This window comes from Sporosarcina sp. SAFN-010 (assembly GCF_059415065.1).
Genome location: NZ_JBPFDS010000003.1, coordinates 221104 through 234160 on the forward strand (window position 1 = coordinate 221104; position 13057 = coordinate 234160).

At 40.4% G+C, this 13057-nt stretch carries 11 protein-coding genes; 8 read left to right on the forward strand and 3 right to left on the reverse strand.

Annotated elements, in window-relative coordinates; translation table 11 throughout:
- Positions 1-132 precede the first annotated feature (132 nt).
- Both ACR65F_RS05675 and ACR65F_RS05680 read right to left on the reverse strand, forming a co-directional pair.
- Positions 133-1740 carry an ABC-F family ATP-binding cassette domain-containing protein gene (locus tag ACR65F_RS05675; RefSeq protein WP_440503580.1) on the reverse strand — a complete coding sequence of 536 codons (1608 nt, stop codon included), beginning with the start codon at positions 1738-1740 and terminating at the stop codon, positions 133-135.
- A 138-nt stretch (positions 1741-1878) separates the two neighbouring features.
- Positions 1879-2130 carry a protein YuzH gene (locus ACR65F_RS05680; protein WP_039044213.1) on the reverse strand — a complete coding sequence of 84 codons (252 nt, stop codon included), beginning with the start codon at positions 2128-2130 and terminating at the stop codon, positions 1879-1881.
- An 84-nt stretch (positions 2131-2214) separates the two neighbouring features.
- On the opposite strand from ACR65F_RS05680, the gene ACR65F_RS05685 reads away from it, so the two are divergent.
- From ACR65F_RS05685 to ACR65F_RS05700, 4 genes are all read left to right on the forward strand, one after another.
- On the forward strand, positions 2215-3408 hold the full coding sequence (locus ACR65F_RS05685; RefSeq protein ID WP_440503581.1) for an MFS transporter: 1194 nt from the start codon (positions 2215-2217) through the stop codon (positions 3406-3408).
- Between the two features lie 420 nt (positions 3409-3828).
- Complete coding sequence (locus tag ACR65F_RS05690; protein WP_440503582.1) at positions 3829-4737, forward strand: patatin-like phospholipase family protein; 909 nt, start codon at positions 3829-3831, stop codon at positions 4735-4737.
- 94 nt (positions 4738-4831) lie between these two features.
- Entirely contained in the window at positions 4832-6400 is a 1569-nt protein-coding gene (locus ACR65F_RS05695) for a sensor domain-containing diguanylate cyclase (RefSeq protein ID WP_440503583.1), read from the forward strand.
- Positions 6401-6468: 68 nt separating this feature from the next.
- Entirely contained in the window at positions 6469-7452 is a 984-nt protein-coding gene (locus ACR65F_RS05700) for a YecA family protein (protein WP_440503584.1), read from the forward strand.
- Positions 7453-8259: 807 nt separating this feature from the next.
- Here the strand turns inward: ACR65F_RS05700 and ACR65F_RS05705 are convergent.
- A complete protein-coding gene (locus tag ACR65F_RS05705; RefSeq protein WP_440503585.1) occupies positions 8260-8952 on the reverse strand; it encodes a YjjG family noncanonical pyrimidine nucleotidase in 693 nt (230 codons plus the stop codon).
- A gap of 197 nt (positions 8953-9149) precedes the next feature.
- On the opposite strand from ACR65F_RS05705, the gene ACR65F_RS05710 reads away from it, so the two are divergent.
- The 4 genes from ACR65F_RS05710 to ACR65F_RS05725 all read left to right on the forward strand — a co-directional run bounded on the left by ACR65F_RS05710 (position 9150) and on the right by ACR65F_RS05725 (position 13057).
- Positions 9150-9941 carry a VLRF1 family aeRF1-type release factor gene (locus tag ACR65F_RS05710; protein ID WP_440503586.1) on the forward strand — a complete coding sequence of 264 codons (792 nt, stop codon included), beginning with the start codon at positions 9150-9152 and terminating at the stop codon, positions 9939-9941.
- Positions 9942-10062: 121 nt separating this feature from the next.
- On the forward strand, positions 10063-10437 hold the full coding sequence (locus ACR65F_RS05715) for a nucleotide excision repair endonuclease (RefSeq protein ID WP_039044206.1): 375 nt from the start codon (positions 10063-10065) through the stop codon (positions 10435-10437).
- 20 nt (positions 10438-10457) lie between these two features.
- Complete coding sequence (locus ACR65F_RS05720; protein WP_440503587.1) at positions 10458-11702, forward strand: hypothetical protein; 1245 nt, start codon at positions 10458-10460, stop codon at positions 11700-11702.
- A 32-nt stretch (positions 11703-11734) separates the two neighbouring features.
- A complete protein-coding gene (locus ACR65F_RS05725) occupies positions 11735-13057 on the forward strand; it encodes a sodium-dependent transporter (protein WP_039044204.1) in 1323 nt (440 codons plus the stop codon).

Here is a 13057-nt window from a genome sequence, read left to right on the forward strand (position 1 = left end):
TTCCAATAGTATTACCGATTTCAAGAAAAGTATGTGCAACTGAAATTCTTAAGATTTATGTAAAGAAATACAAAAAAGCAACCGCTAAAAATAGCAGTTGCCTTTTTTGTAAAACCTACATGTACTGTGAACTTATTTTGAAGATGGTTGTGCTTCTTTCCATTCCAAATACTCATCATAGTTCATCATTTTGTCGAAAATTGTACCGTCATCGTTAATTTCAATAACGCGATTTGCAATTGTCTGTATGAACTGGTGGTCATGTGAGGTGAATAACATAACCCCTTTGTAAGCAATCAGACCGTTGTTCAACGCTTGAATTGATTCGAGATCCAAATGGTTAGTTGGCTCATCTAACAACAAGACGTTTGAATGAGTGAGCATCATTTTAGAAAGCATACAACGAACTTTCTCTCCTCCAGAAAGAACAGATGGCTTTTTGTTTACTTCTTCACCAGAGAAGAGCATTCTACCGAGGAAACCACGTAAGAACGTTTCTGTTTCATCTTCAGGTGAATACGGACGTAACCATTCAACGAGTGATTTCTCGTTACCTTGGAAAAATTCGTTGTTATCGATAGGGAAGTATGCTTGTGAAGTGGTAACGCCCCATTTAACAGTACCGGAATCCGCTTCTTGTTCTTCCGCTAAAATTTCTAGAAAAGCAGTCTTAGCTAATGGATTTCCGATCAAGATGACTTTATCTTCTTTGTTCAATGTGAAAGACGCATCTTTCAATAGTTGAACGCCATCTTGAGCTTTAGATAAGTCACGAACCATGAGGACATCATTTCCGATGTCGCGGCCCATTTGGAAATTAACATAAGGATAACGACGTGATGAAGGTTTGATATCGTCTATGTCGATTTTATCCAATGTTTTCTTACGTGAAGTTGCTTGCTTCGATTTCGAAGCATTCGCACTGAATCGCGCGATGAACGCTTGCAATTCCTTCACTTTTTCTTCTTTTTTCTTATTCTGTTCTTGAGAAAGCTTGAGTGCTAATTGACTAGACTCGTACCAGAAATCATAGTTACCTGCATAAATCTGGATTTTACTGAAGTCCAAGTCCGCTATATGCGTACATACTTTGTTCAAGAAATGACGGTCGTGGGATACGACGATTACAGTATTCTCAAAGTTGATCAAAAATTCTTCTAGCCATTGGATTGCTTTCAAGTCCAAGTGGTTTGTTGGCTCATCCAGTAATAAGACATCCGGTTTACCGAACAGGGCTTGAGCAAGTAAGACTTTCACTTTGTCAGAACCTGTGAGCTCAGACATTTTCATCGCATGCAATTTCTCTGAGATTCCAAGACCTTGCAAGAGGATTGCAGCTTCGGATTCAGCTTCCCATCCGTTTAGCTCTCCAAATTCACCTTCGAGTTCAGCTGCACGCATACCATCCTCATCAGAAAAATCTTCCTTCATATAAATAGCATTCTTTTCGGACATAATATCATAGAGCCTTTTGTGACCCATAATAACAGTCTCAAGAACTTCTACACCTTCAAACTCGAAGTGATCCTGTTTTAATACTGCCAGGCGATCGTCATTATTTAAAATGACATTACCTGTTTGTGGTTCTATTTCACCGGAAAGTATTTTAATGAATGTTGATTTACCGGCACCATTCGCACCGATTAGCCCATAACAATTCCCTGGGTTAAACTGTATATTAACATCTTCAAAAAGTTTCCGGTCTCCAAAACGAAGACTTACATTACTTACTGCTAACATAATTGACCTCCTAAAATTCACACTTTGCCCATTATAGCACGGATTGTCGCTAGGGTGGGGGAAATTACAGTGGTAATAATCAATTTTCAAGCTTACAATACAATCATAAGTCTTTCGACAGTATTTAAAAGAAACTGTTTAGGAACTTTCTCTCTTTTGCAGAGCCTTACGATTTTTATAAGCCGATAAAGTACCGAGTTCTTTATTGATTAGATATTCCATTTGCACATAATGTTTACGAGAAGGTAATTCAATCGAATCCAGACCTTTCATCGTGTAAATGAAGTAGTATCCATTGATTTGCCGGAACACAGCGACTATGTCGGGAAATGAGTCAAATACACTTTTCACTTGATACTTCCGTGTATAGGACCAATGAATTATTTTCATGAAATTTCATCCTTTCACAGAAAATTATACGACCTTAAAAAAACAAACGCAAGTTCGATGAAATATTATTAGAAAGGAATCCTTATGAATTCTATTTCTCTGACTACTAAAAAAACAATGCTTCTGATTTTCGCTATTTTTGCAGTGTCTATAAATATGCGACCTGCTATCACGTCAATTGGTCCGCTATTGGATACAATCCGGGTCCAATTATCATTGACGAATGCACAAGTTAGCTTACTTACTGCGTTGCCTGTTATATGTATGGGAGTGTTCGCTTCACTAGCACCAGTATTAAATCGGCGGTTCGGATTGAATGCAACCATGGTTTTTATGGTTGCAGTTATTGGTGTGATGACAGCTCTCCGTGAATTTGTCCCCACCTATACAATGCTTTTAGTTTCTTCTATTGGAGTCGGGGTTGCGATTGCGGTTACTGGACCATTACTTTCCGCGATGATCAAACAAAACTTTCCGCATCGGGCCGGACCGATCATTGGGATCTATTCGTTCGGGCTCGGGGCAGGCGCTACAGCAAGCACTGGTTTGTCTGCATACTTTTATGAAATGACTGGATCCTATTCGTTTGCACTCAGTATTTGGGCTGTATTAGCTTTGGTAGGTATTGCAGCATGGCTGGTATCAGGAACCGATCAGCTGGTAGTTCATCAGCAGCAAGGAGCGTCATGGAAAGAATCTTCTAAGGCGGTTCGTTCTCCCTGGAAAAACAGTAAAGCATGGTTGATCCTATTGTTCTTTGGACTACAGTCTGCAGGTTTTTTCTCAATTGTTATCTGGCTCGCACCAATCGCGATTGAAAAAGGGATGACACTTGTTCAGGCAGGTACACTGGTGAGTCTTATGACGGCAGTTCAAATTATCTTGAATATTACAATCCCGCTTATGATGGAACGTTATCCGGGTCGTAAAATGTGGCTACTATTTATTCTCTCAATAGGATTAGTTGCAGTTATGCTATTCTGGACAGATAATCTACCATTGCTATGGGTGGGAGCGCTACTTATGGGAGTTCCTTTAGGCGGCATCTTTCCAATTGCGCTCGTTCTGCCTCTGGATGAGACTGCAAATGCGGTAGAAACGAATTCTTGGACAGCGATGATGCAAACTGGTGGATATATCATCGGTGGGATTTTCCCATTAGTCATTGGGGTATTGTACGATGCAACAGGAAACCATCAAGTGACAATTGCGCTATTTGGTTTGTTATTTTTAGGAATGATTGTTTTGGCCTTTTTTATAGGAGATAAAGAAGAGTAGAGGAATTGGAAAAGGGACGCCCGATTGGGCATCCCTTTGTTTTTTTGTATAGCCGATTATTGAATATGAGAAAAAAGTTACTTCTTTTTATAATCAAGAATTGTGTACTTACTCACAACGATCATTGCCGCGGTCGTTGTTCAGCAGTTGTTTCCTAACATAAGCAACGCAAACCCTACCTACTTTTGCGTCCTTGCGGCCCTATAGCCGCGCCAGTTTGAATACGTATAATGGGTAAACATTCCGCAGAATGCCAGTATTCAAGAATCAGCTAACTGGTTATAACCAATTAATCATACCATCACGTTAAGACTATGTCAACAAGAATTTATAGGGAGTTGGAGTGAATAAGCAATCTGGTTCTAAAAGGAAGGATAGTTTCTTACAGTAACCTATAAGCTACAGAGAGGTGGAGAAAGTGTGGAAATTGATGGCGTCTTTTCTGGTGGAGGATTAAAAGGGCTAGCTTTGGTGGGAGCATGTAAAGTATTCGAAGAAAAAGGATACACATTTAAGCGTACTGTAGGAACGAGCGCGGGTGCAATTGTTGCTGCCATGTTAGCCGCAGGGTACACGGCTAATGAAATGGAACAGATTATGCAGCAACAAAACTTCCCAGAACTCCTCGATGCAAGGAAGACATTCATACCGATTCCATTTATGAAGTGGCTTCAACTATATTGGCGCATGGGGCTTTACCAAGGAACGGCTCTGGAAAATTGGTTCAGTGACATTCTAGCTGAAAAAGGAGTATATACTTTTGCAGATTTACCTGAAGGGTCTCTTAAGATTATTGTATCCGACTTAACGAACGGAAAACTAATCGTACTTCCTGATGATTTAGGTGAGTATGGCTTGAGACCAGACTTTTTTCCAGTGGCACGTGCGCTAAGGATGAGCACGTGTATTCCTTTCTTTTTCGAACCAGTCGTTCTTCATTCATTAGCAGGAAACTCTGTGACAGTAGATGGTGGTGTCCTTAGTAATTTTCCTCTATGGGTGTTCAATGAACCCGAAAATGGTGACTCCCGACCAATTGTCGGCATGAAATTGAGTCATAATCCAGCAGATAAGAAAAAAACAGTCATTCGTAATGGATTAGGACTTTATGAAGCGCTATTTACGACAATGAAAGACGCACATGATGAAAAACACGTCTCCAAAAGACTTGAAAAAGACGTTTTATTCATTCCGACTGACGGGATATCCGCTGTCCAATTCGATTTGTCAGACGAGCAAAAAGAGACCCTCGTCATTAGTGGAGAAGTATCAGCTACAAACTTTTTGAAACAGTGGGGCAAGACGTCGATTTTAACTAAAGTTATTTGAATAATAAAGTAAATCTGTATATTGTTTCTTGTCGGAAAATGGTATAATAGTCATAAGGAATTATGACTGTGTCGTTGGAAGGGCGGTGTTCCGTGTGAAGATATCCTTAAAACATTTGCTATTAGCAATCGCTTGGCTTTCAATCGCCTTAACACTCGCTAGTAGTCTTTATGCAGGATACCGTGCTGACCAACAAACACTAGAAAAAACCACTTTGGAAACAAATTTTGCATACGCGCAAAAATTAGCGAAAATGACAGAAGACTACTTTTTGAGGACTGAACGAATCCTGGCATACTCAGCGAGAGAGTTGTCTTTATCATTTAACCATGTCAATCAGGAGCAATTAAATCATGAGGCAGAAAGGTTAGTCGTTCAAGCGGAATCGTTGAGCTCAGTTGTCATTACAGATAATAGAGGAATAATTATAGGTACTTCCTCTGGCATTAGAGCGCTTGCCGGAAAACCTCTTTTGGACGAGGCTGGACTTGAAACATTGACAAAGGGCATGGCCACTATCAGTAAGCCCTACGAAACCCAGACAGGTAGGCTGGTTATCTTTATCGCAGCCCCGATTAAAAATATGGAAGGTAACGTAATTGGACTGATTGGTGGAAGTATCTACCTCAAGGAAGAAAATGTACTGAATGAGCTCCTAGGACAACACTTTTATGAAGATGGATCCTATGTGTATGTGGTTGATGCTGATGGGATGCTGATGTATCACTTGGATCAAGAACGTGTAGGTGAGTATGTGACACAGAATCCAGTAATTGCAGAATTGAGAAAGGGTCACAGCGGAAGTATGAGCCTGTTGAATAGCAAAAATCAAGATATGTTGGCAGGATACGCTTCAATTCCTTTGACCAAATGGGGAGTGGTTTCTCAAAGGCCAACCGAAATAGCATTGGCATCCTCTAAAGAAATGTTGAGTGAAATGATTTTGAAGTCTCTTCCTTTTATTGCTCTATCAGCTCTGATCATTTTGTATTTCGCTTCACAAATTGCTAAACCACTTGAGAAATTAGCAAGTTATGCGACGGACCAATTAGAAAGAGATGGTCATGCACCACTCGAGAGCGGTGCGTGGTATCACGAGGCGATTCAGCTGGATCTAGCTTTAACTGATAGCTTCAGCAGATTTCAGAAAAAAGTCGATCATTTTTATCTAGAATCATCTACAGACCCACTTACAGGCCTATTGAATCGAAGAGCACTTAACGAGCAGGCGAGAATACTTATGGAACAAAAAGTACCCTTTTCATTAGTAATTTTAGACATCGATCGTTTCAAAAGAGTCAACGATACTTATGGCCATAATACGGGAGATGAAGTTCTAAAATATCTCGCGGATAAATTAAAACATCATGTAAAAGCCATAGGAACTTGCTATCGATTTGGAGGGGAAGAGTTCGTTATCTTGTACCCTCAAGTAGAATATGAGCAAGCAACTGAATTTACAGATGAGTTAAGAATTGACGTTGCTTCCGAAAACAGTCCAGTAGGTGAACCAATTACATTTTCAGCAGGTGTCGCCAACATACCAGAGCACGCAGAACATTTCTTACGGGTACTTGAATTAGCAGACGAATGTTTGTATCATGCGAAGGAAACTGGTCGCAACAAGGTCGTCAATGCGAAGGATTGGAACAAGCACGTGTAGGCTAACTTCCATGTATCTTAAAAAAGTGGTAAACTGGACAACAGCTTAAAAAGAAGCAGGTGTTGAAGATGATTGGAAGAAATGATCCGTGCCTTTGCGGCAGCGGTAAGAAATACAAGAAATGTTGTGCAGGCAAAGAAGAACTAACAGTTGAAATTGTACAAGCGGAAGAATTGGAACGGATTCTGCAATCTTTTTACGATGAGTATCCAAAGCAAAAAGACTTCGGTGATTATCGTGAGTTTGCCATCCAATGGAAACTCCCACTCTCCGCAGCATACTCTGAAGAAATGATCGAGGCAATTGCGTTAGACGAATTCTTTTTCCATAATCGAACGGATATTTGGAAAGGCTTTGTGCAAAAGCAATTGAAAAAGACAGTCCGTCCATCTGTTATCAAGGTCCTTGAGAGTTGGTCAGTACCACAAACGCTGCTTGGACAAGTAGTTAAAACGGAGGACTCTTATTTAACTGTGTATGATCGGTTAAATAACCAGACTGTCCTGTTACGCAGAGAGTCTGACAAACCAGTTCCAGAAGATGTTCATCTCTGGTGCTTCACACTTCCGGATGGAGCAGATGGGTTGCTTGCAGTTTCGACGTTAATCTTTTTCCCGGTAGACCAAAGTTCTGTGTTTGATGAATTTGTGACTGAGTTTAGCAATGTCGATCAAGATTCTGAAACGTACATGAAAAATCACTCAGTCACCCTATGGGAAAAACTAGCGGAGAATGGATATAAAGGAGAAGAGTTCACCGATTTTGAACAAGGCGTGCTGGCAAGGGTTGCCTCATTTTTAGAAGCAAATGATCGTAAATCAGATGAGCTTCTGGAATTGATCGAAGATTACTTAGTCGAGGAACAGCCAAATGCGCGGAAAGATGTTGCGATAGCAGCAGGTGCCATCCGTTACGGACAAGAACACGCATTGTTTAAAACTCTTGAGCTCACCGTCAAAGCCATTGCCGATGAATTCGAGGTATCTCCATCCTCTCTGAACCGTTATTACAACGGAATCACGGAATATGCAGAAATGAAAGCGAACGCATAATTATATAGGTAGACCCCATACTCATTTGAGTATGGGGTTTATTTGTCTTTGAAGGGTTTTTTAGATGTTGAATTAGGTAATCAATTGTATGATTTGTAAATTTTGTGATGCGCTCGTAAATTAATTGAACGTGATCATAAACTGCCAAAAGTGCTCATAAAGCTTGGGTTGTGATCATAAAACGAAGAAAGTGCTCATAAAGCTTGAAATGTGATCATAAAACGCAGAAGGTGCTCATAAAACTAGGAAAGTGATCATAAATCGCAGAAAATGCTCATAAAACTAGGAATGCAGCCATATAACGGTATTTGTCGAAGCTTTGTAGGCAGTAACTGGAAGTTTCAAGGGAATATAGGAACTATCTAGAGTAGAATCGGCATTTTTGAGCAGAGAGTCGGCACTAAGAGGAATTTAATCGTCAAAATGGGAAGTTCCAGAAAGATTTAAGTGATTAATTGGTAGCGCTTCGCTTGTTTGGAACGGATACTCAGTTGAAAAAAGGGTCTAACGTTCTCCGACACTTCCTGATGGTTGCCTGACATCGCAGAAGGCTTCTCCATCATTCGAGCGAGTTTCTCGATCACCTCTGCCTATTTCTCCATCACTTAGTAAAGTTTCTCGATAACGGGACACAATCCAACAAGATTTAAGTAATTAATTGGTAGCGCTTCGCTTATTTATTGCACAAATCATGACTCAAATTTCACTTAACTCCATCCAGTGCGAAAAGTGATAGTCATCCATCATATCCCAAACCAAAAAAGCCACCAGATATCAGATAACCTGACATCCAGCAGCTATTTAAGTTCAATTTGTAGCTTTTTCGTTAACTTTAAATTCTACCCAATTACTAATTTCAAAAGTAGGTTTGCTATCTGTTGTATTTTCCAAACCATTTGGGTTATACCAACATGTATCGACTCCAAAGTTGTTGCCACCACGAATATCTGAAGTAAGGGAATCCCCCGTCATCAAAACACGGGACTTATCCGTTACTCCAAGACGATCCAAAGCCTCTTGGAATATTTCAGGACGTGGCTTTTGGAAGCCGGCTTCATCAGAGGACACGATCGTTTCAAAGCGATTATTCAATGAAGAACAAGCAACTCGGGCGATTTGAGCTTTGATGAAACCATTCGTCACAATCGCAAGACGTACATCCCCTAAACTGTCCAACATGTCGATGACACCATCTATTAGGTGAGCTTCTTTACCAAGCAACGTTAAATAAGTTTCAGAAAAGCTAACAGGATCAAGCTCGATACCAAGTTTATCAAACAATTGACTGAACCGACTAACGTTCAGTTGTTCCATAGTCGTTGAGCCTTCTTCCAATTGTCTCCATAGAACTTTGCTGATGGCTCTATATTCAGTTCGATAGGCATCCAGTCCCTCAACAAGTCCGGCTTCTGTAAAAGCATTGCGAAATGCATTTTGCTCACTTGTATCAAATTCTAAAAGTGTATCATCTAAATCGAAAAGGAAAACATCATAATTCATACTATCATCACCTGTCTGCGATTTTTGTTTGTAAAAGTATAGCATTCACGGCAGTTTTAAAACAAGCATTGAAGCCGTGGTTTGTATACACAAAAAGCTGAAGAGATTCAACTTAATATTCAATTTTATTCAGTTTAACTTTTGGGTGGGAGGGTATCACACATAGAGAAGCAGATCATGAGGAGGTCGAAGCATTAATGACATTAAATGAAGAACTTCAGACTCTGAAAGATTACCATTGCGAGGACCGGTGTGTACTAAGTGTGTATTTAAATACGAATCCAGCTGATCCCGATCAGCAAAAAGGTGCTTGGAAAATCCATTTAAAATCCGGATTAAAGCGTTTGGAAGAATATTTGGAAGCTTCGAATGACAAAGAACTTACAGCATTTAAAAAAGCTAAAGCGCGTGTAACGGAAGAAATCGAAAAAAATCATAACGATTTAAAAAAGGGAGTCGTCATTTTTGCAGCAGACGACCCGGATTTATGGTCGGTCCATTATGTACAAATTGCGGTCAAAACAAGTTTCCATTGGGAAAATCATCCCGTAATTGAAGAATTGAATTACATGCTTAAAGCATATCCTAATTCAGGAATCATCATGCCGAGTATAGGAAGCGTCCGTATTCTAGATACAGCGATGGGATTTGTGGCAGATGATTTGGTCTACAATTTCGACTCTGGATTAGATGTATGGCGTGAACAAAATGACATGAATCCATCAGGAAACAGAGGTACAGGTGGTAGCCAGTCCGATGACTTTGACCAACGAATGAAAGAAAACTTAGAGCGTTTTTATAAATCAATGGCAGCAGACGTGGAAAAAATGAAGAAAGAACGGAATTGGGATGAGATTCATGTCGTAGGTGAAGCAGAGTCCTCACAAACATTTGCATCCGCTCTCAACAAAAAGCCAAATAGTGTTATCCATAAAAATTTGAACAATTCCATCCCGGACAAAGTTCTACACGAAGTATTCGAAAAGTAACGTACATCATAAAACCGTCCTGTTAAAAGGGGCGGTTTTTTCGTCGCAATAGATTGACAAATCGCATTCTGCGTCAATCTGTGGTAGGATTTATAACAAAACTAGATAGGACGTGACATTAATGATTTCTATAACTATTCCTGAAATTGATGTAAAAATTGAACAACGGCTCCAAAAAGTATCTGCAAATATTGTTCCAATCAAACCGATTTGTGGGTTTGTAGATTTGCACGAAATCCCGCGCGACAAAGGCGGAATCATTTTATTCTACAACAAACAAGATGAGTTGCTTTTTGTCGGTAAAGCAAGAAAGCTACGTCCGCGAGTGAAAAAGCACCTAGAAGATAACGTTTCGCCATTAAAACCACATCGCGATGAAGTAAATAAAATTGCTGTAATCGTTGTGGACGATGCAATGGAACGCGAAATATACGAAACGTACATCATTAACACGATGGAAGCTAAATACAATACAGACAAAGTCTTTTTCGAGTAAGTAAAAAGGAGGCGAGCACTTTGGACAAACGAATTGAAGCTGTGCTGGAAGAATTGAAAAAAACGCTGGGACTTCAGCAATATGTTCTTCATACACACTCACTTTCACAAGAAGTGTCTGCATTTGGCGGGTTTGACATCTTGCTAACTGCAGATTTGCTTCCGCCTACAGTGGATTCACAAGAAGATGAAGACATGCTTCCGGATGGTGCTGTCGCAATTTCTTATTCACTACGTTTTGAACAACTGCGTTCGGTTATAACAGTAGGCGATTGTTCAAAAGCTGAATCTATCGGTTCGACTGAAACACAATTCGTTCAGTGGGTAGAAAACCAAACAGGACTACGTATGGGCAATGGGTTCGTCCTGACTAATCGTTCTGAATTCGGAATCGAAGGCACACTCATGCATAACGATATTCCTGTTCAAACCAATAGCTTTTTGGAGATGGAATGGGACGAGCAAGGAAGAATTCTTATGTGCATCTTGCCAATCATTGTATCCGATCAGTTTGAAGAAGGACCTTTTTCACTAACACTCGAAGCGATAGAACCACTTGTACGGCAGCAACTAACTCCAATTCGTCTGCCGATTGAGGACGAAGCGCGTTTTGCAGATTACTATGCAATCGATGAGGTGTTCATCGCACAAGATGGCACTGTTTTACCATATTACACTGAAGAACAGTCAGCGAGATATCCAAGAGCTGTTTTAAAATGGTCATCCGTTTCAAAACAACAATTTGAAAAACAGGCGATTCAGCCATTTGGACCTGATCTAACAGCCGATGATGCCTTTGCTGCTCTCAACCAAACTTTTAGCGGAGTTACTGAGGAAGTACTTCAGTGCTGTATACAATCTGCGACCGCATTTTTGTCTTCGGAGCTACCAGAAGAATCGGGCGAATGGGAAGTTTATCGGATTATGCAACAACCGGAAATTATTGAAGTTGTTTGTCGCAAAGTAGGCGAAATTGCAGGTCCACTTCGCAGGAAGCTTTTAATCATGCTTAACAAAGATACATATGAAGTGATGAATTTCATGGATTCAAACGAAATGGCACAACTTTTTGAAGGATTTAAACAACCTCGTGTAGAAACGGTTTCTCAGGAAGAAGCCTTTGAAAAAATGGTTTCGTTTATTACACTCGAACCTAAGTACGTATACCATCAAGGTTCGCGGACATACAAACTTTGTGGTTTGCTAGATTCTGAGGAATGTGTAGATGCCGTGACAGGCGAACTGAAACAACTAAATGATTTGTAAACTTTTTGGTTTGCTTGAAACGGGGTTTGGAGATGAAGGAACGGGAACAATGGACATCTAAAATTGGATTTATATTAGCAGCAGCCGGAAGTGCAATTGGTCTGGGTGCTATTTGGAAATTCCCTTATATGGCGGGCATGAATGGCGGTAGCGTGTTTGTGCTGTTGTTCATAGTGAGCACACTGTTGATTGGATTACCGATTTTACTAGCGGAATTTCTCATTGGTAGACGTGGACAGGCAGATGTCGTTACGTCGCTTGAGAAGTTGTCAAAAGGAAAGAACTGGAACTGGGTTGGATGGATGGGGCTTATTGCATCGTTCATCATTTTATCATTTTATAGCGTTGTTGGCGGCTGGATCTTATCGTATCTCATTCGTTCATTGACGGGTGGTCTTACTGGTGCCGACTATGGCGGATTATTTAACGAGATTATTGCAGATCCAATAGAAGTGCTGATCGCGCAAGCAGCGTTCCTTGCGATTACGGTCTGGATTGTACAGAGTGGAATAAGAGGTGGAATTGAGCGTGCAAGTCGTTGGATGATGCCATTACTGTTCATCTTTTTCATTTTACTCGCAGTACGTTCTTTGACGCTTGATGGTGCAATGGAAGGGATTCGCTTCCTGTTCGTTCCAGATTGGAGCTACTTAACAGGCAAAACGATTCTCATGGCACTCGGTCAAGCATTTTTCTCGCTGAGTGTAGGTGTAACAGCAATGATGACCTACGCTTCGTATTTGAAAAAAGAAGAGCGTCTTGGTCAATCTGCTCTGAATGTGTCGATATTGAATATCGTCATTTCTTTACTCGCAGGAATCGTTATTTTCCCGGCAGTGTTTGCCCTTGGTCAATCACCGACTGAAGGTCCTGGTCTCATTTTCGTTGTACTGCCAGCAATTTTCAATGAAATTCCATTTGGTGGATTTTTCTTAATCGTATTCTTTATTTTGATGTTGTTTGCGACGTTGACGTCAGCAATTGCAATGCTTGAAATAGTCGTTTCGACAGGAATCCGTAAGAAACACGATCGACGCAGACGTGCAGCATGGACATTTGGTGGATTGATTTTCTTAGTTGGAATTCCGAGTGCATTATCATTCGGCGTTCTCGGGGATATTAAAATCTTTGGCAGCTCCATATTCGATTTCGCTGATCTGCTTACAAGTCGAATTGCCATGCCTCTTGGTGCACTTGCAGTCTCGATTTTCGCAGGATATGTGCTTAGTCAAAAAGACACTGCAGATGAATTAAATATGAATCCTACTCTCCATAAAATATGGAAAAATCTTGTGCGATATATTGTTCCAGCAGCCATTGTCATCATTTTTGTGACTTGGGTTGTTGAATTATAA

What these genes read in the sequence shown, in the direction of transcription:
- ACR65F_RS05675 (WP_440503580.1), bottom strand. Translation starts at nt 1,740, where the DNA reads ATGTTAGCAGTAAGTAATGTAAGTCTTCGTTTTGGAGACCGGAAACTT.
- ACR65F_RS05680 (WP_039044213.1), bottom strand. Translation starts at nt 2,130, where the DNA reads ATGAAAATAATTCATTGGTCCTATACACGGAAGTATCAAGTGAAAAGT.
- ACR65F_RS05685 (WP_440503581.1), top strand. Translation starts at nt 2,215, where the DNA reads ATGAATTCTATTTCTCTGACTACTAAAAAAACAATGCTTCTGATTTTC.
- ACR65F_RS05700 (WP_440503584.1), top strand. Translation starts at nt 6,469, where the DNA reads ATGATTGGAAGAAATGATCCGTGCCTTTGCGGCAGCGGTAAGAAATAC.
- ACR65F_RS05705 (WP_440503585.1), bottom strand. Translation starts at nt 8,952, where the DNA reads ATGAATTATGATGTTTTCCTTTTCGATTTAGATGATACACTTTTAGAA.
- ACR65F_RS05710 (WP_440503586.1), top strand. Translation starts at nt 9,150, where the DNA reads ATGACATTAAATGAAGAACTTCAGACTCTGAAAGATTACCATTGCGAG.
- ACR65F_RS05715 (WP_039044206.1), top strand. Translation starts at nt 10,063, where the DNA reads ATGATTTCTATAACTATTCCTGAAATTGATGTAAAAATTGAACAACGG.
- ACR65F_RS05725 (WP_039044204.1), top strand. Translation starts at nt 11,735, where the DNA reads ATGAAGGAACGGGAACAATGGACATCTAAAATTGGATTTATATTAGCA.